Source organism: Streptomyces sp. NPDC090025 (genome assembly GCF_044748125.1).
Classification (GTDB): domain Bacteria; phylum Actinomycetota; class Actinomycetes; order Streptomycetales; family Streptomycetaceae; genus Streptomyces.
In genome coordinates this window covers 100563-121358 of record NZ_JBIVFL010000019.1, presented here as the reverse complement: position 1 = coordinate 121358, position 20796 = coordinate 100563, and the positions used below count along the sequence as shown (strand labels likewise).

17 protein-coding genes are annotated in these 20796 nt (G+C 75.7%); 11 read left to right on the top strand and 6 right to left on the bottom strand.

Translation table 11 applies throughout. From position 1 onward, the window contains the following. Position 1: 1 nt before the first annotated feature. The 6 genes from ACIPXM_RS31995 (at position 2) to ACIPXM_RS31970 (ending at position 6262) form a co-directional block, all read left to right on the top strand. Positions 2 to 1927, top strand: coding sequence for an NAD(P)H-dependent oxidoreductase (locus ACIPXM_RS31995; protein ID WP_401662766.1), 1926 nt, complete (start codon positions 2 to 4; stop codon positions 1925 to 1927). A gap of 57 nt (positions 1928 to 1984) precedes the next feature. Continuing rightward, entirely contained in the window at positions 1985 to 2320 is a 336-nt protein-coding gene (locus ACIPXM_RS31990) for a hypothetical protein (RefSeq protein WP_401662764.1), read from the top strand. Positions 2321 to 2471: 151 nt separating this feature from the next. After that, positions 2472 to 2657, top strand: a complete 186-nt coding sequence (locus ACIPXM_RS31985; RefSeq protein ID WP_401662762.1) for a hypothetical protein — start codon at positions 2472 to 2474, stop codon at positions 2655 to 2657. 139 nt (positions 2658 to 2796) lie between these two features. Continuing rightward, a complete protein-coding gene (locus tag ACIPXM_RS31980; protein ID WP_401662760.1) occupies positions 2797 to 3774 on the top strand; it encodes a ribonucleotide-diphosphate reductase subunit beta in 978 nt (325 codons plus the stop codon). A 5-nt stretch (positions 3775 to 3779) separates the two neighbouring features. Then, entirely contained in the window at positions 3780 to 5246 is a 1467-nt protein-coding gene (locus ACIPXM_RS31975; protein WP_401662758.1) for an MFS transporter, read from the top strand. Then, positions 5243 to 6262: a hypothetical protein gene (locus tag ACIPXM_RS31970; protein WP_401662756.1), complete on the top strand. Its 1020-nt coding sequence runs from the start codon at positions 5243 to 5245 to the stop codon at positions 6260 to 6262. The genes ACIPXM_RS31975 and ACIPXM_RS31970 overlap by 4 nt, the downstream gene beginning before the upstream one ends. A gap of 49 nt (positions 6263 to 6311) precedes the next feature. Here ACIPXM_RS31970 and ACIPXM_RS31965 read toward each other — a convergent pair whose 3' ends face one another. The 6 genes from ACIPXM_RS31965 to ACIPXM_RS31940 are packed head-to-tail and all read right to left on the bottom strand — an operon-like array spanning position 6312 to position 13492. After that, on the bottom strand, positions 6312 to 7094 hold the full coding sequence (locus ACIPXM_RS31965) for a glycosyltransferase family 2 protein (protein WP_401662754.1): 783 nt from the start codon (positions 7092 to 7094) through the stop codon (positions 6312 to 6314). A 25-nt stretch (positions 7095 to 7119) separates the two neighbouring features. Further along, positions 7120 to 8274 carry a beta-ketoacyl synthase N-terminal-like domain-containing protein gene (locus tag ACIPXM_RS31960; RefSeq protein WP_401662752.1) on the bottom strand — a complete coding sequence of 385 codons (1155 nt, stop codon included), beginning with the start codon at positions 8272 to 8274 and terminating at the stop codon, positions 7120 to 7122. Between the two features lie 43 nt (positions 8275 to 8317). Further along, complete coding sequence (locus ACIPXM_RS31955; RefSeq protein ID WP_401662750.1) at positions 8318 to 9688, bottom strand: class I adenylate-forming enzyme family protein; 1371 nt, start codon at positions 9686 to 9688, stop codon at positions 8318 to 8320. A gap of 56 nt (positions 9689 to 9744) precedes the next feature. Then, positions 9745 to 11484 carry a thiamine pyrophosphate-binding protein gene (locus ACIPXM_RS31950; protein WP_401662748.1) on the bottom strand — a complete coding sequence of 580 codons (1740 nt, stop codon included), beginning with the start codon at positions 11482 to 11484 and terminating at the stop codon, positions 9745 to 9747. Then, a complete protein-coding gene (locus ACIPXM_RS31945) occupies positions 11481 to 12227 on the bottom strand; it encodes a hypothetical protein (protein ID WP_401662746.1) in 747 nt (248 codons plus the stop codon). Before ACIPXM_RS31945 ends, ACIPXM_RS31950 begins: the two co-directional genes overlap by 4 nt. Then, positions 12224 to 13492, bottom strand: a complete 1269-nt coding sequence (locus tag ACIPXM_RS31940) for an aldehyde dehydrogenase family protein (RefSeq protein ID WP_401662744.1) — start codon at positions 13490 to 13492, stop codon at positions 12224 to 12226. The genes ACIPXM_RS31945 and ACIPXM_RS31940 overlap by 4 nt, the downstream gene beginning before the upstream one ends. A 251-nt stretch (positions 13493 to 13743) precedes the next feature. Between ACIPXM_RS31940 and ACIPXM_RS31935 the strand changes: the two genes are divergently transcribed. The 5 genes from ACIPXM_RS31935 (at position 13744) to ACIPXM_RS31915 (ending at position 20795) form a co-directional block, all read left to right on the top strand. Next, positions 13744 to 15855: an HAD-IIIC family phosphatase gene (locus ACIPXM_RS31935; protein ID WP_401662742.1), complete on the top strand. Its 2112-nt coding sequence runs from the start codon at positions 13744 to 13746 to the stop codon at positions 15853 to 15855. 77 nt (positions 15856 to 15932) lie between these two features. Beyond that, positions 15933 to 16895, top strand: a complete 963-nt coding sequence (locus tag ACIPXM_RS31930; RefSeq protein ID WP_401662740.1) for a UDP-glucuronic acid decarboxylase family protein — start codon at positions 15933 to 15935, stop codon at positions 16893 to 16895. Between the two features lie 96 nt (positions 16896 to 16991). Further along, complete coding sequence (locus ACIPXM_RS31925; protein WP_401662738.1) at positions 16992 to 17909, top strand: GNAT family N-acetyltransferase; 918 nt, start codon at positions 16992 to 16994, stop codon at positions 17907 to 17909. A 310-nt stretch (positions 17910 to 18219) separates the two neighbouring features. Then, a complete protein-coding gene (locus ACIPXM_RS31920) occupies positions 18220 to 19470 on the top strand; it encodes an ATP-grasp domain-containing protein (RefSeq protein WP_401662736.1) in 1251 nt (416 codons plus the stop codon). Continuing rightward, positions 19467 to 20795 carry an ATP-grasp domain-containing protein gene (locus tag ACIPXM_RS31915; RefSeq protein ID WP_401662734.1) on the top strand — a complete coding sequence of 443 codons (1329 nt, stop codon included), beginning with the start codon at positions 19467 to 19469 and terminating at the stop codon, positions 20793 to 20795. The genes ACIPXM_RS31920 and ACIPXM_RS31915 overlap by 4 nt, the downstream gene beginning before the upstream one ends. Position 20796: the final 1 nt, after the last annotated feature.

The following is a 20796-nucleotide window of genomic DNA, read 5'->3' as shown; positions in this document are numbered from 1 at the left end:
CATGACCAGGAGACGGTCCGTGGTGGTCGCGGGCGGCGGCATCGGAGGACTCGCGGCGGCCGCGGGCATGGCCGCGCGCGGCCTCGACGTGACCGTCGTCGAACGGGCCGGCCGGATCGGCGCCGGTGGCTCCGGGCTCGTCCTGTACCCGAACGGGGTGCGGGCGGTCGACGCGCTCAGCGCGCGGCTCGGTGCCGGACTCCGGGCGGTCGGCCACGTCAGCGGGCCGGACGAGGTGCGGGTGCTGATGGACTCCGCGGGCACCGTCCTCGCCCGGGAGCGGGTGGGGGGCGCCGCCGGGCACCAGGACACGCCCCAGATCCCGGTGCTGCGCGCCGCCCTGCACCGGCTGCTGCTCGACGAGGCGCTCGGCGCGGGCGCGTCGGTGCGGCTGGCGACCGCCGTGACGGACTACGCCGACGGGCCCGGGCACGTCACCGTCCAGCTGTCGGACGACACCACCGTCGAGTGCGACGCGCTGATCGGCGCCGACGGCATCCACTCGGCGGTCCGGGCCCGCATGCTGGGCGACGAGCCGCCGGTCTACCGCGGCTACACCTCGGTGCGCGGCCGGACCGGCGGTTCGCCGCTCGGCGGCCGCGGCCACGTCGTCAACGGGCGCGGCATCCAGCTGTTCGTGGCGCCGGTCGGCGCGGACGACCTGTACTGGGCCGCCAAGATCAGCGCGCCGCCGGGGGTGTGGCCCGCGAAGGGCCGGGACGGTGCCAGGGCGGCGCTGCTCGACGCCATCGCCGACTGGTACCCGCCGATCGTCGACCTGGTGCGGGACGCCGTCCCCGAGGACGTCGTCGTCACCGACATCCACGACCGCGATCCGGTCGAGCGCTGGACCGACGGCCGGGTGGCGCTGCTCGGCGACGCCGCCCATCCGATGGTCCCGGCGCTCGGCCAGGGCGCCAACATGGCCCTGGAGGACGCCCTGGTGCTGGCAGAGGCGCTGGCCTCGGACGCCGCGGTGCCCGACGCGCTCGCCGACTACGCCCGCGAACGGACCGCGCGCACCGCGGCGGTCGTCCTCGCCTCCCGCCGCCAGGGCTCCGTCGACCAGGGCGCCGACCGGGCCGGTGCGGAGCGGCGCAACGCCCGGATCGCGGCCGCGGGCCGCAAGGACGCGGAGCTCCCCGACCTGCTGGCCTGGCAGCCGCGCCGCCCCCCGGCGGCGCCCGGCGGCCCGGCGGCGCCCGGCGGCCCGGCGGCGCCCGACGGCCCGGCGGCGCCCGGCAAGGCGGCCGCACCGGACACCGCCGCCGGGATCGCGCTGATCGGCCACGTCACGCAAGCCACACCGAGAGCTCCGAGACCCCAGAAAGGGGACACCGCCATGGGGGCACCACGCGTCGTCGTGATCAGCGGATCGCTGCGCCCGGGATCCACCTGCGACCAGGTCGCCGACTGGTGCGCGCAGCGGTGCGCCGAACAGGGCGCGGCTGTCCGGGTGTTCACCGGATCCGAGATCGACTTCCCCGCCTACCGGCCGGGACTCGGCGGCACGCACGCCGCCGTCGCGGGCTTCCTCGGCGAACTGCGCGGCGCCGACGGGGTGATCCTGGTGTCGCCCACGTACCACGCCACCGTCTCCGGCCTGTTGAAGAACGCCCTCGACTACGTCAACGACATCGGCGGTCCGGTGCCCTATTTGGAGGGCCGGGCGATCGGCACGGTCGCGGTCGGCGCGGCCGCCCAGGGCGCGGTGTCGACGCTGACCACCCTGCGCACCATCGGGCACGCGCTGCGGGGCTGGCCGACGCCGGTCGGGGTGGCCGTGTCGGGGGTGCCCGCGCAGCCGTCGGCCGACGCCGAACCGGGCCCGGAGGCCGTCCGGCTGGCCGAGATGGTGTCCCAGGTGCTGTGGCTGGGCGGGGCGCGTGCCGCCCGGCGTCCGGCCCCGCTGGGCGCCGTCGCCTGACCCGGGGGCGCGCCCCCGTACCCGCCCCGTACCCGTCCACGAGGAGAGAAGAAACGCATGTCCGCACCGTCCTGCGCCTACCACGTCCTGCCCGCCCCGCTCGGGCCCGTGTGGCGCGACGCCAACATCCGCTCCGGTCCTTCCCTGGACAGCCCGGTGATCGACCTGGTGTTCCCGGACGCCTCGGTGGACCACGGGGCCGAGGGCTGGGTCCTCGGCGACGAGGTCGTCGAGGATCTGCACCGGGACGGGGTGATCACCAGCTCGGTCTGGTTCCGGCTGTCCTCGGGCGGCTGGTCGAGCGCCGTGAACTTCGAGCCGGTGCTCGTCGCCGAGCTCCTCGACGACGCCGTCCGGCTGGACCCGCACCCGGCCGCCGGGGTCGCGTCCTAGGGGGTGTCCGGCGGATCGGAGCAGTTCAGAGCAGTTCAGAAGATGCGTCGTCACCTGGCGCGCTGACAGCATCCCTGCAGGGCAGGGGGCGTTCGGCCCTCCACCCTTCGCCGCGGGCCGTGGCCCGCCCGACGAGAAGGGAGTGCGATTCGTGGCTACCGCACTCAGCACGGAGATCCAGCAGCTCATCGTCGAGGAGACCGGCTCCGCCGCTCCGAGCACCGACGACGCCGCCGCGTTCGAGTCCTGGCTGGACGGCATCAAGGGTTCCCACGAGGAGCTCTACGCCGGTGTCGCCGCCGAGATCGAGGCGTTCATCATGGGCAAGGCTGCCTGACTCTCCGTCAGCGCAACGATCCTGCCGGCCGGTCACCGGGCCCGCCCGGGGCACCGGCCGGCGGATCGCGCGGCGGCGGCCGACGACGGCCGGCCCGCCCGCGCACGGCACCACACGTACGAGGGGAAGGACGCCGGCGGTGCGCTGGACCACGCTGCTGTTCGACGAGGCGGACCTGGACGAGCTGACCCGGCTGGACCCGGAGGCACTGCTCGGCGGTGCCGGGGACACCCTGGAGCGGCGCTTCGACCCCCGTGAGCTCTACCGCCGCTGGGAACGCCAGCAGTGGGCCGCGTCGGACATCGATCTGGAGCGCGACCACCGCCACTGGCACGGCCTGCTCGGCCCCCGTACCAAGGACTCGCTGTCCGCCTTCCTCACCAGCTTCCTCGTCGGCGAGTACACCGGCCTCGACCTGATGAGCCCGATCCTGGCCGCCTGCCCGGACGAGGAGTACCTCGTCTACCTCGGCACGCAGGCCGCCGACGAGTCCCGGCACACCGTCTTCGTCAGCCGGGTCGCCGAGGAACTCCTCGGCCTCGACGGCTCGCTGCGCGGCCAGCTGATCGACGCCTGGTCGACGCTCGGCCCGGCGAACCGCGCCGTGCACACCCTGGAGAACACGATCCTGCGCGAGCTGAACTCCTCGCCGCGCGACTACGCCCGCTGGCTGCGGGCCGTCACCTTCTTCCACCTGATCACCGAGGGCGTGCTCGCCCTGCACGGCCAGCGCGGGCTGGTCCGCGGCCTCCAGCGGATCCCGCTGCTGCCCGGTCTGAAGGCCGGGTTCACCGCGATGACCCGGGACGAGTCCCGGCACGTGAGCTTCGGGCTGCACGCGCTGCGGCGCGGCGCGAAGGAAGGCCACGCCGACGCCATCAACGAGGTGATCGAGACCGGGATGCCGCTCGCGGCCGTCGTCGGGCTCTCCCCCGGCGGGCCCCCGGAGCGCGGTGCCGCCGCGGCCGCCGCGGCGAAGGACCTGCTCGCCACCATCGCCGTACGGCTGCGGCAGCTCGACCTCCCCCAGGACTTCGCCGAGCACGTGCTCGGCAGATGCCGGGCGGCCCAGGACGCCGCCCTGCGCACCCCCGTGGCCGCCGCCCCGAACAGGTGAGGGACATGACTGACGACACCTCGACGACGAAGGCATCCCGCGGCAGCTTCGCCCGGGTGCTGCGCCATCCCGGCGCCGCCCGGCTGGTCTCCTCGCTGTTCGTCCTGGAGACCGGCTCCGCGATGACGACCGTGGGCCTGCCGCTGCTGGTGATGCAGCGGTACGGGCTCGGCCTCGAGGTCGGTCTCACGCTCGCCGCCCGGTTCCTGCCGAACATCCTGCTCGGGGCGCTCGCCGGACAGATCGTCGACCGGAACGACCCGCGCCGGGTGGCGATGCTCGCCGCGCTCGGCAGCGGCCTCGCGGTCGCGCTGTTCCCGCTGACCACGGCGATGTGGCAGGTGCAGCTGCTCGCCATGGCCGTCGGCGTCGGCTACATGTTCGGCTTCCCCGCCACCATGGCGCTGCGCCCCCGGGTGATCCCGGAGGGCAGCGAACTGGAGGGCAACGGGCTGATCGTGACGGCGGAGCGGATCCCCAAGCTGCTCGGGCCCGCGCTCGCGGGGCCGATCGCCGCCGCCGCGGGCATCGGCTGGCTGTTCTGCGCCGAGGCCGCCACCGCGCTGGCCGCGGCGGTGCTGCTGACCCGGCTGCCCGGGGCGGCGCCCACGACGGACCCGGCGCACCCGACGGACCCGGCCGATGCCGTCACCGAAACCGCCGATGCCGCCGGGAGGCGGTCGCCGGTCGTCCTGGTGGGCCGCTGGCTGGCCGCCTGGGCCCGCGCCCTGGCGACCGGGGCGCGCGATCTGACCGGGATGGTGCGCGGCGACGGGCGGCTGTCCTCGCTGACGGTGACCGCGTTCACGTACATGGTGGCGCTCGGCCTCGGCCGTACCTTCCTCGCCGCGTACTCGCTGGAGGAGTTCGCCGGGGTCCCGGCGATGCTCGGGTACCTGCTGGCCGCGATGGGCCTCGGCGGCGCGCTCGGCGCGCTGGCGGCCGTCGCCTTCCGGTCCTGGAACCAGGGCTGGGTCTACATCCTCGGCAACGCCCTCGAAGGGCTCTGCTGGATCGCGCTGCTCGTGACCGGCGACTGGTACGTGGCGCTCGGGCTGCTGTTCGCGGCGGGCGTCTTCGAGTCGATCGCCTCGGTGGTCTACTTCGCCGAGGTGCAGAAGCGGCTGCCGGGCCGGCTCCAGGGCCGCTACTACGCCACCCTGGTCCCGCTCTCCGACGTGTTCCTGGTCGGCGGCACCGTGCTCGGCGGCGTTCTCGTCGGCCGGGCCGGGGTCGCCTGGAGCGCCGTCCTCGTCGGTCTCGCGATGGCCGTGCCGGTGCTGCTCCTGGTCACCCGGCTGGTGCCGGAGCGCCCGGTCGCCGGGCAGGGCGCCGAGCCGGTGGCCCCGGACGTGAGCGCCGAGGTGACCGCCGAGGTGAGCGAGCCGGAGCCGGTGACGGGACCGGAGCCGGGACCGGAGCCGGAGTCGGATCCGGAGCCGGAGCCGGTGCGGGAGAAGACCGCGGCATGACCGACGGCTCCTTCCCGTACCTGAGTCCCTCGCTCGACGCCGTCGAGGGCTACGCCCACGCGCGGATCTCCTGCTGGGTGCACTGTCTGCGCGACAGCCTGTACGCCGTCGGGTTCCGCGACACCGCCCGGGCGCTCGCGCAGCCGGTGAACTTCGCCGTCGAGCGCACCGAGGACGGCGAACTCCTCACCCTGTACGGCGGCCTGGACACCGCGTACGAAGCGCCGCGCTTCCAGCGGGGCGTCACCGCGCGCTGGGAGACCTCACCCCTCGATCCCGGCCGCGCCCTCGACCTGGTGGCGCGCGAGCTGGCCCGCGGGCACGCCGTCCCGGTGTCGCCCGACCTGTCGGGGCTGCGGCACAGCGAGTTCTACCGGGTGCCGTGGTCCGGCTACCCGCACACCTTCCTGGTCCACCGGCTCGGCCCCGACACGGCCCTGGCCGCCGACCGCAACACCCGCAGGAACAGCGGCTTCACCGACAACCGGGGCACCGTCCCGCTCGACGAGCTGCGCCGCGGTCTGGCCGGGGCGCCGGTGCTGGTGTGGGACACCGGCGCGGCCCACGACGGCTGGCAGGACGAGCGGCACGCGCTGCTCGCCGGGTCGGTGCGCAACATGACCGAACCCGCCTCGCCGGACGAGGGCCTGGCCGGGCTGCGGACCCTGCCCGACGTCCTGGCCGGTCTCGCGGAGCATCCGAGCCGCTCGTCGGTGCTGCGGATGCGGGTGTCGGGGCCGCTCCAGCGGCAGGTCGCGGGCGACCGCCAGCTGCTCGCCGCGGTCCTCGGCCAGGACCTGGACCAGCGGGCCAGGGGCGGCCGGGAGGCCGTGGTCGCGGCGGAGGCCGCCGAGCTGCTGCACGCCGCGTCCGACGGGTACGCCGAACTGGCCCGGCTGGTCTTCCTGCTGGGCCGCTCCTGGTCGCGGGAGAACCTCCGGCTGTGCCGGGAGCGGGCCGGGCGGGTGCACGAGCTGGACGCCCGGGCCGTGGACCGGCTCGCCCGGCTGCTCTGACACCCGCGCGACGGGAGCTCTCGGATCGATTGTTCTCGGACGATTGTTCTCAGACGAGCGCGGCCGCGTTGGAGAAGCCGCCCATGTAGTAGTCCACGGTGGCCCGTTCGCTGCACACCGTGCCGACGCCCTGCCGCAGCAGCTCCTGGCAGAACGCCATGTCCTCGGTGGTCTCCAGGATCCGCTGCCACACCGTGAACGCGGTGGGGAACGGGATCCGCGCGTGCGTCTCGCGGCGCACCAGCAGTTCGTTGGTGTCGACCCGGCTCAGCATCCGGCCGTCGACCACCCGCATCCGGTCGCGGACCACGGGCGAGCCGGGCACGAAGACGCCGTGCCCGGCCAGCGACCGGTAGGACGCCGCCCGCTGGCGCGGGATCGGGTGCCAGGGGTCCTCGCCGTCCGGCACGTAGTCGGCGCCGTCGGCGGTGCGCAGCCGCCGCCAGCTGTGCGCGACCCCGGCGTCGGGGTCCGCTTCGAGCAGGTCGACCAGGGACCGCAGATGGCTGGGGGCGTAGGCGTTGTCGTCGTCGAGGTGGGCGACGTAGGGCGTACGGGCCAGGGCGATGCCGAGGTTGCGCAGGTGGGAGAGGCGGGCCGGCAGGTACGTGTGGGGCGGGCGGCGGTCGTCGTCCGGCCCGATGTTGACGAACCGGGCGTGCGGGAACCGGGCCGCCAGGTCCGCCCGGTGCGCGGGGTCGGCGAGCCAGGGGCAGTCGTCGCCGATGACCACGTGGGCGGCGGTCAGCCCTTCCTGGGCGGCGACCGAACGCAGCGCCCGGACCAGCAGCTGTGGCCGTCCCTTGGTCGGGGTGACGACGGTGACGGTCATGGGTCCTCCTCGGACGGTCGGTGGTTCAGCGGCCGACGGCGGACAGCACCAGGGCGGCGTTGTTGCCGCTGAAGCCGAAGCTGTTGACCAGGACGTGCTCGGCGGTGCCGACCCGGTACGGCTCCGCGACGGCGATCACGCCGTCGGGCAGCGGGGCGCGGCGGCGCAGCCCTGGGGTGCCGGGGACGCGGGCCTCGCGCAGGAAGCCCGCGGCGGCCACCAGGCCGGGGAACGCCGAGGCGTGCAGCAGGTGGCCGACCGCGCCCTTGTGGGAGCTCATCGGCAGCGGGGCGGTGGCGCCGAGTTCGTGGGCGAGCGCGGCGACGGCCTCGGCCTCGGCGGCGTCGCCCTGCACGGTGCCGGTGGCGTGGGCGTGGACGTAGTCGACCCGGCCGGTGCCCGCGTCGTCGAGCGCGGCCCGCATGCAGGCGCGGATCGCGTCGGGCGCGGAGGCGACCGCCTGCGAGGTGTCGACCAGGCAGGCCGCGCCGGAGAGCCACGCCTCGGGGCGGTGGCAGCGGGCCCGGGCGGACGCCGCCGTCTCCAGGACGAACGCCCCGCCGCCCTCGCCGACGGTGATGCCGTCGCGTTCGGCGTCGAAAGGCCGTGCGCCGCGCGGGCTGAGCGTCTTGACGACGTCCATGCTGGCGTACTCGTACCGGTTGAGCGCGCTGGCCCCGACGACCAGGGCGGTGCCGCTCAGTCCGGACAGCAGCCAGTCGCGGGCGAAGGAGGCGGCGAAGGCCGCGGAGGCGCAGGCGTGCGACAGGTGGACGACGGTGGTGGCGGCGCGGTCGGCGCCGACGGCGGCGAGCAGTGCCCCGGGGCGCGGGCCCGCGAAGTCGCCGTCGCGTTCGGCGGCGGGGTCGGCGGCGGGGTCGGTGAGCGTCGGCGCCTGCGACACGATCACGAGCAGCGAGCCGACGGGCAGGCGCGGCAGTCCGGCCGCGTCGAGGGCCTGCCGGGCGGCGGTCGTCGCGAGGGTCTCCTTGCGGCGGCCGGGCGGGGCGGCGCAGTCCTCGGCGGCCACCCCGGACACCACCCGGCTGCGGAAGTCGCCGGGCAGGCCGCGCAGTTCGCCGAAGGCCCGGCGGCCGGTCAGCAGGCCGCGCCAGAACGCGTCCGGGGTGGGTCCGAGCGGGCTGACGAGCCCGGTCCCGGCCAGGGCGACGGCGTTCATCGGGCCTCCTCGGGGCGGGTGGCGGCGGGGCGGCGGGCGGGTGTCACGCGGCGGCCGTCGCCGGGGCGGGGGCGGTGGCCAGGGCGCGCAGCCGGACCCGGTCGGGCTTGCCGCTGGCGGTGCGCGGCAGGGTGGCGAGCACCCTGACGGTACGGGGCCTGGCGTGCGGCGGCAGGGTGCGGCGGCACGCCTCGGCGACCCGGGCGGCGACCGCCCGGTGGTCGGGGTCCGCGCTCTCCACGAACGCCCAGACGGTGTCGCCGCGTTCGGTGCGGTCGCCGCCCCGGACGCCGACGACCGCCGCGTCGAGGACCCCGGCGGCGGCCCGTACCGCGTCCTCGACGACCGTGGGGGCGACGGTCTCGCCGTGCACCACGAGCACTTCCTTGATCCGGCCGCGGACGCTGAGCCAGCCGTCGGCGGTGACGTCGCCGGTGTCGCCGGTGCGGAGCAGGCCGTCGGCGGTGAACGCGGTGCGGTCGAGGCCGCCGGTGGCCGGGTCGAGGTAGCCGAGCATCAGGCTCGGGCTCGCGATCAGGATCTCCCGGGCGGCGCCGCCGAGCCGGACCCGGACGCCGTCCAGGAGCCGCCCGACGGTGCCGGGGCGCAGGTCGCCCGGGGCGTTGAGGGCGACGTTCGGGCCCGCCTCGCTGAGGCCGTAACCGTCGTGCAGGGGCGCGCCGGTGACGGCGAGGAAGTCGTCGTACAGGGCGGGGGTCAGCACGTCGCCGCCGCAGCCGCGGATGCGCAGGCCCGCGAGCAGCCGGGCGGCGTCGGGGTCGCGGGCGGCCTCGGCGGCGAGCATCCGGTACATGGTCGGCACCCCGTCGAGCGAGGTGATGCCGTGGCCGGCGATCCGGGCCAGGGTGGTGCGCAGGTGGAAGCCGGACTCCGCGTACAGGTGGGCGCCGGTGGCCCGCCACACCCGCAGCACGCTGTAGCCGTAGGCGTGCCGCAGCGGCAGCGGGAGCAGCAGCCGGTCGGCGTCGGTGACCCGCATCCGGGCGGCGGTGGCCCGTCCCTGGTGGTCGAGCGCGGCGGCGGACACGGCCACCGCCTTGGGGTCGCCGGAGCTGCCGGAGGTCCAGAACACGGCGGCGGCCCGGTCGGGCACGTCGAGCGGCCGGGCGGCGCCGGGGGCGATCACGGGCCGCCCGGAGCCGGTGGCGCGGACGACCGCCGCCGGGGCGATGTGCCGGGCGGGGGCGGCGCCGTCGAGGAGCAGCGGGGCGCCGACGGTCTCGGCGGCGAGCGCGGCGACGACGGCGGTCAGCGGGTGGTCGGCGCCGAGCGAGACGGCCCGGCCGGGGCCCGCCCCGGCGGCTTCGAGCCCGCGCGCGGTGGTCTCGACGAGCCGGGTGAGCAGGCGCGGCGGGACGGCTTCGCCGTCGACGGTGAGGCGGGGGACGGACATGGCGGGCGTGGCGGGCGTGGCGGGCGTGGCGGATGGCCCGGGGTGCCGGGCGCCGGTCATGCGGCGGCGCCCGTGGGCGGGGCCGTCGCGGCCGGGTGCTCGGGGGCCGTCGGGTCCGCGAAGACCCGGCGGACGCCCACCGGGACGTCGGTGTCGTGGACCGGCACCGTGATGACGGTGGTGCGGCCCTCGGCGTGGGCCTTGGCGGCGCCGTCGAGCGCGGCGGCGAGTTCCGCGGCCGTCGTGCACCGCACGGCGTCGCCGCCCAGGGCGCGGACGGCGGCGTCGGTGTGCGAGGGGGCGGCGAAGCGGGTGAGCGCGTCCGGCGCCCCTTCTTCCGCGCGGACGAAGCGGGGCCAGCCGTACCCGCCGTTGTCGAGGACCAGGACGGTGAGGCCGAGGCCCCGTTCGACGGCGGTGGGCAGCGCGGCGAGGCCCATCTCGAAGGCGCCGTCGCCGCAGACGAGGACGGTCCTGCGGGCGGGATCGGCGACGGCCGCGCCGACGGCCGCGGGGAGCCCGAAGCCGACCATGGTCTGTTCGCCGGGCGTGATGACCCGGGCGCCGTCGCCGACGGACACCACCGGGCAGTGGTAGCCCCACATGTCGTGCAGCCCGTTCTCCTGGACCAGGGTGGCGTCCCTGCGCACCGACTCCTGGAGCATCCGCAGCGCGTCGGACACGGTCAGGCCGGGTCCGGCGGCGGGGGTGTGCCGGGCGCGCATCCCGTCGCGCACGGCGGCGACGGCGGCCGTACGGGCGGCCCGGCCGGTGGCCGCCGGGGCCTGGGCGGCCGGTTCGGCGAGGGCGTCGGCGAGCTGGCCCGCGACCACGGCGGCGTCGCCGAGCAGGGCCACCTCGGGCTCCAGGGCGGTGAGGAACACCGCCGGGTCCACGTCGACGTGGACGAGCGTCTTGTCGTCGAGCCCGTCCCAGCCCATCCGGGCGGTCTCCTCCAGGCGGGAGCCGATCGCGAGGACGACGTCGGCGTCGGCGAGCAGCCGGTCCGCCGGGGGCGTGGTGTAGAGGCCCACCAGGCCGCAGGCGAGCGGGTGTTCCTCGTCGATGACGCCCCGCCCGGCGGCGGTGGTGAACACCGGCGCGCCGAGCAGTTCGGCGAGCCGCCGGACGGCGGGCCCGGCGCCCGCGGGCTTGCAGCCGCCGCCCGCGACGACCACCGGGAGCCGCGCGGCGGCCAGCAGTGCGGCGGCCCGGCGGACCTCCTCCGCGTCGGCGGCGAACCGCAGGCGGCGCACCGGCGGGGCGGGGCGGCGCTCGGGCGCCGGGGCGCGCAGCACCTCGTCGGCGATCTCGATCAGGACCACGCCGGGGGCGCCGTTGACGGCGAGGTGGACGGCCCGGCGCAGCGCCCAGGTCAGCTGGCGCGGGTCCTCGACCAGGAACGTCCACTTGGCCAGCGGGGCGGCCATGGCGGCCTGGTCGGTGTGCTGGAAGCCGCCGCGGCCGATGCCGAGGGCGGGCACCCGGGTAGTGACGACGACGACCGGGGCGCCCAGCGAGGACGCTTCGAGCAGGCCGGTGAGCGCGTTGGCGAAGCTCGGGCCGGAGTTGACGGCGAGGACGGCGGGCCGGCCGGTGACGGCGGCGTGGCCGATGGCGGCGCAGGCGCCCGCCCGCTGGTCGCGGACGCCGACGACGGTCAGCCCGGGTACGGCCCCGGCCGCGTCCATCAGGCCGGGCTCGTCGGACGGCAGACCGACGACGAGGTCGCATCCGGCGTCCGCGAGGGTGCCGGCGACGACGTCCCAGGGGTGGGTCTCGGTGGTCGCGCTCACGGCTGCTGCTCCTCGGCGGGTTCGTGCGTACGGGTACGTGTGCGGGTGTGGCGGGTGTAGGCGCGCAGGACGGCGCTGCGGGCTCGGGTGGCCGGGTCGAGGCCGGTGGTGCGGCGGGCGGCGCGGTGCGCCGGGTCCGGCGCGGGCCGCTCGGCGGCGGGTTCGGCGAGTTCGGCGGCGGCGGGGCCGGTGCCCCGGTGGAGGCGGGTGGCGACGGCCCAGAACGCGCCGGTGTCGGCGCGCCGCAGCACCTCGCAGAGGTAGGCGGCCGGGGTCCGGCCGGACTCGACCAGGCCGCGGGCGAAGCGCAGCGCGGTGGTGCCGTCGCCCTCGGGGTCGGCGACCACGTAGCCGGGGCCCTGCCAGCCGGTCAGCGCGGTGAACCCCTGGAGCAGTCCCGAGGGTTCGAGGGCGACGGAGTCCGAGGGGCGAAGGCGTCGGGCGGGGTCGTCGCAGCGGGCGGCGAAGGCGTCGGCGGCATGGACGCAGTAGTCGGTGGCGGCGAGCACCACCGGTGCCGTGCCGGGCCCGTCGGGGCCGTGCAGGGCGCCGAGCGCGGCGGCGACCGCGTCGACCGCCGCCGGGTCGGCGACCAGCCTGCGGGCGCCGGTGACCGGCGCCGGGGGCGGGTCCCCGGCGGACCGCCCGCGGACGACCGGGGGGTCGAGGACGACCGGGCGCGCCGCCACGGGGGCGGCCGAGGCCGCCTGGGCCGTGGGCGGAGCGGCCGGGGGTGTCCTCACGCCCGGGTCCCGCGGCCGGCCTCGGCGGAAAGCAGCAGGGGGCGGCCGGTGGCGGGGCCGCCGCGGCGGACGGCGCCCGCGCGCGGGCCGTAGCCGCCGAACGGCCGGTTGCCGTCCTCGGCGTCGAAGGTGATGCGCTCCTCGCAGACCACGCTGGTCGCGATCCGGGACGCACCGGCGAGCGCCGGTTCGCCGAACACCGACACGTACATGCCGCGGGCGGTCTCCTCGGCGGAGTGCAGCCAGCGGACCAGCTGCCCGGGGTCGTCGTACGCCATGGTGAGGACGACCGGCGAGAAGAACTCCGGCGGGTGGAACGACTCCTGCCAGGGCAGGTGCAGCAGGGTGGGTTCGACGGTGTGCCGGGCGAGGTCGACCCGGCCGCCGCGGACGACAAAGTCGCGGTGCGCGGCGAGGAAGCCCGCCGCCTCCTCGACCGCGTCCGGATAGACCAGCGGCGCGACCCGGGTGGCCGGGTCGCGGCGGTCGCCGACCTCGATGCCCGCGAGCGCGTCGGCGAGCCGCGGCACCAGCGCGGGGGCGAGCGAGCGGTGCACGAAGACGATGTCGGTGCACAGACAGTCCTGGCCCGAGTTGTACAGGCGGGCGTCGAGCACGGTGCGGCAGGCGGCGTCGACGTCGGCCTCGGGGCCGATGACCAGCGGGTTGGGGCCGGAGCCGAAGGTGAGCAGCAGCGCGTCGCCGGGCAGCCGGGCGGCGACTGCCTCGCCGTTGTCGGGCTGGCCGGTGAAGACGACGGCGTCGGAGCGGGCGCAGTCGGCGAGGAACTCGCGCTGCGAGGTGGGGGCCATGACGATGCGTCCGCCGCCCAGGCCGCGCAGGTGCGGGCCGAGGATCTCGTGGACGGCCATGGCGGCGGCGGCGACCCGCGCCGAGGGCCGGATGCGGACCTCGTCGGTGTAGAGCGAGGGGATCACGCCGAACAGCACATAGGAATAGAGCAGGTTGTTCGACGGCAGGAAGGTCGCGAGTCTGCCGAGTCGCCGGGGCGAATTCCGGAGCAGCTCCCAGGGGGCGCCGGAGAGCGCCCGCATCGACCGGAAGACTTCGTCCGTCGCGGCCTGTGCGGTGGCCACCCGGGTAAGTGCGGTGAGCAATTCCGTACGGCTGTGCAGAAGGGCGTCGACCAGTCCGGCGACGGTCGTCTCCACCGCGGGGCGCGGCCCCGGGGGGCGGCCCGCCAGGCCCGTCGGACCGTACGGGGACGTGGTCCCCCGCCGTGCCTCGATGACGCCGCCGTGCATGCCCGTACCCCCTTGCACCTGCCCGTGAGCTTCGGGCTCGGTCAGGTAGCGTCCCGCGCGGCGGTGCTCCGGCGCATCTCGTTCCGTGCTGTCTTCCGCGCGGGTCGAACTCACTCAGCATTCTCGGAGAACGCGCCTGCCGGGACGGCGCGTAGCATCCGGAACCATGCCGGGACTTCCCCCGTCCGGGCATCCGGAATCCAGTCGGCCGAAACGAAAGGAGAATCGCTGTGGATCCTCGTGAATTCCGCATGAGCGCATTCCTTTCCACGGTCGTCCTGGATTCCGGAATTCTGCTTTCGCACGGCCCGCGCCAGCAGCGGCTCGTGCTGGACGCCGCCTGGGAAGGTCCGCTGCGGGCGCTGTCCGCCGGGCCGTTCGACGCGGCCGCGTTCGCCGCCGCCGCGCCGGACGCCGGGGCCGCCCCGGCCGTGCTGCGGGCGCTGCTGGCCCGGCATCTGGTGGTGCCCGACGGCACCGACGAGACGGCCGAGCTGCGCGCCTCGCTGGCCGACCGGCCGGAGAGCTCCGGCCAGGACCCGGCCGACCACGCCGCCGGGTCCTGGCCGGCCACGCACTACGGGCTGCCGCAGCGGCTGACGACGGCCGCCGCGGCCGCCGACGGCACCGGCGAGCCGGTGCGGGTGCTGCTGATCGGCGGCTGTGTCACCCAGTTCACCGAGGAACCGCTGCACGCCCTCGGCCGCGACCTCGGCCTCGACGTGCGCACCACCCACCAGTGGCCGGCCGGTTCGGCCGAGCTGGCCCGTACGGTGGCCCGGGTCCGCCCCGACGTGACCGTCTACCAGCCGGCCGTCCAGCCGTTCCTCACCGCCCTGTTCGACGGCGCCCACCGCACCGACGACGAGGAGCGGGCCCGGACCCTGGCGCTGATGAAGAACGCGCTGACCATCGGCGTACGGGCGCTCGCCGACGCCCTCGACGGCTCGCTGGGGCTGGTCCACAACGTCGGCCCGCCCGCGCTGTCGCCGTTCGGCCGCTTCGACTTCGCCGAGGAGTACGGGCTGCGCCGGGTCGTCGCCGAACTGAACGCGCACATCGACCGGCTGGTGCGGCGCCACCCCCAGCTGATGGTCGTGGACGAGGAGCGGCTGGTCGCCCGGCACGGCGCGGCCGCGCTCCTCGACGACCTGGTCTTCCCGTTCGGGCACCACGGCGGCTCCGTCGACCCGTCCGACGAACGGCCCCACCAGCTCCCGGCGCTCGGCCGCGCGCTGGCCGGCGAGTACCTGGCCTGTCTGCGCGCCCACCGGGGCACCGGCCGGATCAAACTGGTCGTCACCGACCTGGACGGCACCCTGTGGCCGGGCATCGCCGCCGACGACGGCTTCGGCTGGCTCGACGGCGACGCCACCAGCCGGTGGACGCACGTCGGACTGCACCAGGCGCTGTCCGTCCTGAAGAGCCGCGGGGTGCTCCTGGCGACCTGCAGCAAGGGCGACGAGCACGCCACGCTCGGCGTGTGGCAGGGAGCCGGCGGTCCGCTGCTGCGGCCCGACGACTTCGTGCTGCACCGGATCGACTGGCGGGCGAAGTCCGCGAACATCGCCGACCTGTGCGCCCGGCTCGGTTTCGCCCCGGAGCAGGTGCTGTTCCTGGACGACAACCCGGTCGAGCGGGCCGAGGTCGCGGCCGCGCTGCCCGGACTGCGGATCGCCGAAGGACCCGTGCACGGCTTCCGCGAACTGCTGCTCAGCAGCCCCGAGCTGGAATCGGGCCGCCGCACCCGGGAGGCCGGGCGGCGGACCGACACGACCCGGGCGATGCTGCGCCGCGAGGAACTGGGCGCGGGCACGGACCGGGACGCGTTCCTGCGGTCCCTGAACGTCGAGGTCCGGGTGGCCAGGGCCGCCGACGAGGACCTGGACCGGGTGGCCGAACTGTTCAACCGGACCAACCAGTTCACCACCACGGCCTGGCGCACCACCGCGCCGGAGCTGCGCGGGCTGCTCACCGAGCCGGACACCCGGCTGCACGTGGCGCACGTCTCCGACCGGTTCGCCGACTACGGCATGACCGGAGCCTGCCTGGTGCGCGGCGGCGAGGTGACGGCCTTCGCGCTGAGCTGCCGGGTGATCGGGCTGGACGCGGCGCTGCCGTTCCTGGTCGCCGCCCTGCGCGACGGCGCCGACGGCGACCCCGCGCGGCTCACCGGGCTCGGCGGCCGGATCGTGGCCACCGACCGCAACACCCCGGCCCGTGACCTGTTCACGGCCGCCGGGTTCACCCCGGCCGGCGACGGCACCCGGCACACCCTGACGTCCGCCGGTCTGCTCCCCGACCTCGCCGCACTGCCCGCGACCGTCCTGACGGCCGCCGCGGCCGGACCACGGGGGCCGTGATCCGCACCACGCGGCCCGTGATCCGGACCGCGCGGGGCACAAGCGGACAACGAGACACTCATCAGAAGGGGAAGACCGTGCGAGCAGTGGTCACCGGAGGCGCCGGATTCGTCGGATCGCACCTGTGCGAACGGCTCCTGACGCAGGGGCACCGGGTGGTGTGCGTGGACGACCTGTCCACCGGCCGCGCCGAGAACATCGCGCACCTGCTCGACCACCCGCGTTTCTCCTATGTGCACCAGGACGTGACCCAGGGGCTGGAGATATCCGGTCGGGTCGACGCGGTGTACCACCTCGCCTCCCCCGCCTCACCCCGCGACTACCTGCGGCTTCCGGTCGAAACGCTGCTCGTCGGCTCGTACGGCACCCGCAACGCCCTCGAACTCGCCCGCCGCGACCGGGCCGCGTTCCTGCTGACGTCGACCTCCGAGGTGTACGGCGACCCGCAGGTGCACCCGCAGCCCGAGAGCTACTGGGGCCATGTGAACCCGGTGGGCCCGCGCTCCGTTTACGACGAGGCGAAGCGTTTCGGCGAGGCGCTCACCATGGCCTACCGACGCACCTACGGCGTCCGCACCACGATCGTGCGGATCTTCAACACCTACGGTCCGCGGATGCGCGCCGACGACGGGAGGGCGGTGCCCGCCTTCGTCACCCAGGCGCTGGCCGGACTGCCGCTGACCGTCACCGGTGACGGCACCCAGACCCGCTCCCTGTGCTACGTCGACGACCTGGTGGCCGGGCTGACCACGGCCCTGGAGACCGGCGTGCCCGGTCCGGTGAACCTCGGCAATCCCGAGGAGGTGACCGTCCGGGAACTCGCCCTGGCCGTCCGCGAGGTGTGCGGTTCGGCCAGCCCACTGACCTTCCTGCCCCGCCCCGAGGACGACCCGCGGCAGCGTCGTCCCGACATCTCGGCCGCCCGCCGGGAACTCGGCTGGGCCCCGCGGACCCCGCTGACGGAGGGCCTGGCCCGCACCGTCGCCTGGTTCCGCGCCACCGCGCCGCTCCCCGGGGAGGCGCTGCCCACGCTCGTCTGACCCGGCCGCCGCGGGCGCCGCCGACCCGGCGCCCGCCACCGAACGCACTCCGGCCCGACCGCCGGACCCGATCCCCCCAGGAAGGGGGCCCGATCCATGACCCCGAACGGACAGCTCGCCGTGAAGCGGCCGGCCGACGTCCCGCTGGACAGCCTGGTCCGCCTGGTGCGGTCCTACGAGGAGCAGATCACCGGGGTGTCCACCTGCACCCGCGACGACGTGCTCCGCGAGACCGGCCTGCCCGGCTACGAGGAGAACAGCTGGTGCCTGACCGGCCCCGGCGACGAGGTGCTCGCCTGGGCGGCCCTCACCCCGCGCGGCGACACCATCGACGCGTCGCTGACCGCACTGCCCGGCCGGCACGGCGAGAGCGCGGCCCGCACCCTGCTGTGCCTGGTGCTCGACCGCGCCGACGAACTCGCCGCGGAGCGCGGCGCACCGTACCGGCTGAGTGTCGGCCGGGTGCTGCGCGGTGACGTGGCGGTGCCGACGGTGCTGGTGGAGGCCGGATTCGTGCGCGGCGCCAGCTCGGGCCAGTACGACATCGATCTGCGGCAGCCGGTGCTGCCGCCGCTGCTGCCCGACGACGGGACGCTGCGGCAGGCCGGGCCCGACGACATCGAGACCCTGCACGCGCTGCATCTGCGCAGCATGACCAAGGGGCCCAAGACCGTGGACGCCACGGCCTTCGGCACCGCCCTGCGGCGGCTGTGGGCCGACGACGGGGTGACGCTGCTGCTCGAGATCGCGGGCCGGCCTGCCGGTCATGTGCTGGCGCACGCCTCCGACGGGGAGGGCCGCATCCTGTCCGTGGCCGTCGCCCCCGCGTTCCGCGGGCTCGGCATCGGTCTCGCGCTGCTCACCTCCGCGCTCGCCGAACTCGGCGCACGCGGCGCCGAACGCGCCCTGGTCACGCTGGACAGCGGCGATCTCAACGACGACGAGGCGCTGGGCCGGGTGCTCTCGGTGCAGGGCGCCCGCGTCCTGACCCGGTTCCACCGGTCCGACGCCTGACCCCGGCCGACCCCGGCCGAACCGATCCAGAGCCTGAGCCACAACCCGATCCAGACCCGACCGCAGGAGATCCGGCCGGTGGTCATCCCCCCGACGACCACCGACCGGCACACCTCACACCGCACCGAACGGCACTCCCGACCGAGGTCCGTTCCGACGACTGACCCCACGATACCCACCCGCCCCCGACCCGGAAGACGGCCGCCGCCCCTCGGCGCATCTTCGTGAAGTCGCCTCCCCCCGGCGGCCCTTCGGGCGGCGGCGGACCCCCGTCGAGCCACCGATCCGTACCAGAACGGAGCACCCCGACATGACCTCCACCGGCGCATCCAAGCGGCTGCTGATGGTGATGCCCTACAGCCAGTTCGTCCGCAAGGCCGCCGAGGCGGGCTTCGAGGTCTGGGCGATCTGGGACCCCTCGCTGCGTGAGCGGGAGTACCTCGACGAGGTCGCCGAGCACGCCCAGGAACTGCTGCTCACCGACTTCTCCGACGAGGAGGGGCTGCGTACCCTCATCGCCGCGACGGTCCGCGTGCACGGCATCGGCCACGTGCTGCACCTGGGTGCGGAGGAGTCGATGCCGCCGGCCTACGCCGAGGCGGAGGCGCTCGGCGTCTCGCCCAACCCGGCGGCCGCCATCGGCCTGCTCAACGACAAGGCCGCGATGCGCGGACTGCTCGCCGAGCACGGCCTTTCGGCGGTGCGCGCGGTGTCCGTGGCGACCGCCGACGAGGTGCCCGGCGCGGTCGCCGGGCTGCCGCTGCCGGTGGTGGTCAAGCCCGCCCGCGCCTCCGGCAGCCGGGGGGTCGCGCTGATCCGCGACGCCGCCGACCTCGACGAGTGGACCCGGCGGGTCACCGAGGCCGCGCTGCCCGGGCCGTACCTGGTCGAGGAGTACCTCCAGGGCCCCGAGTTCAGTGTGGAGACGCTCTCCGCCGACGGGGTGCACCACGTCATCGGCATCACCGCCAAGCACACCACCGGCGCCCCGTACTTCGTGGAGACCGCGCACGTCCACCCGGCGCCGCTCGGCGACGCCGAGCGCGGCGCGATCCACGCGGTCGTCATCGGCCTGCTCGACCTGGCCGGCTACCGCTTCGGCCCGGCGCACACCGAGATCATCCTCACCGACCGGGGCCCGCGCGTCGTCGAGTCGCAGACCCGGCTGGGCGGCGACCGCATCCCGCTGCTGATCGAGACCGCGTCCGACTACGACATCGAGGCGGCGATCTTCCGGACCCTGGCCGGGGAGCCCGTCGTGCCGCCGCGGCCGAAGCACACCGCGTCCGTCGGCTTCTTCCTGCTGCCCGCGGGCGAACTGCGGTCGGTCTCCGGACTCGACGCGATCCGCGCCCTGCCCTACGTACAGACGCTGCACTTCCCCCACGCCGCCGGGGACGAACTGCCGCCCACCACCAACTCGTTCACGCGCCACGGCTATGTCGTCGTCGACGCCGAGTCGCCCGCCGAGGCCGCCGACCGGATCGCCCGGGTCCGCGAGCTGCTGCGCGCCGACGTCCGCGAGACCGCCCTGGCCGCCCCGAAGGGAACCCACAGATGAGCTCCACCGAGCAGACCTCCCCCGACCAGACCTCCCCCGCGCCCGTCCCCACCGCGCCGACCGGCCGCAAGACGGTGCTCCTGATCGGCGGCGTCGACGCCCATCTGGAGCGTTACGTGGCGCTCGGCGTCACGACCGTGCTGATCCAGCACCCGGACAAGGTCACCGAGTACCAGACCCGCGCCGCCGACGTGCTCCTGGTCGTCGACTACACCGACTGGGACACCGTCCGGCCGTTCGCCGAGGCCGCCCGCGCCGTGTACGGCGTGGACGCCGTGGTGTCGCTGACCGAGCCCGGGGTGAACCCGGCGGGCCGCCTCGGCGACCTGTTCGGGCTGACCGACGGACGCCGCTACGAGGTCAGCCGCCGGATGCGCGACAAGTCGCTGATGCGCCGTCACCTCGCCGAGAGCGGACTGCCGACGCCGCTCGCCGAGCTGGTGACGGGCCGCGAGTCGCTGGACTCGTTCGGCGAGCGGGCGGGCTTCCCGTTCATCCTGAAGCCGGTGTCCACCACCGCGGGCTTCGGGCTGCTGCGCGCCGAGAACCCGGCGGACCTGGACCGGGTGTGGGCGCGGATCCAGGAGATGGACGGCGGCCGCACCGACCGCGGCTCCACCATGTTCACCGTCGACGGCTTCCTGATGGAGTCGTACATCGACGGGCCCGAGTTCAGCGTCGAGGCGCTGAGCTTCGCGGGCCGCCACGTCGTCGTCGCCGTCACCGAGAAGCTGACCAGCGAGCGGCACTTCGCCGAGCTCGGCCACGCGGTGCCCGCGCGCCTCGACACCACCGACCACGCGGCGCTGACCGGCGCGGTCGAGGACTTCCTGACCGCGATGGGCGTCACCGACGGCCCCAGCCACACCGAGATCCGGCTCTCCTCGCGCGGCCCCCTCGTCATCGAGTCGCACAACCGGCTGGGCGGCGACAACATCGTGGAGCTGGTCGAGGCCGCGTACGGCATCGACATGATCGGATACGGCGCGGCCTGGCCGCTCGGCCTGGTCGAGCCGCTCGCCGCCTCCCCCGAGCCGAAGGGCGCCGCCGTGATGCGCGCGGTGCTGCGCGAGCCGGGCACCGTGACGGCCGTCGCGGGCGTCGAGGCGGTCCGGGCCCGGCCCGACGTGCTGGCCGCGCAGGTCAACGTGGCCGCCGGGGACACCGTACGGCCGCTGCGCGACAACTGGGACCGGCTCGGCAGTGTGGTGGTCACGGCCACCGACACCGACAGCGCGGTCGAACTGTGCGAGCGGCTGGTCCGCGAGGACATCCGGATCGACGTCGAGCCGGCCGCCCAGGCGGCCCAGGCCCTGGCCGCCTGAG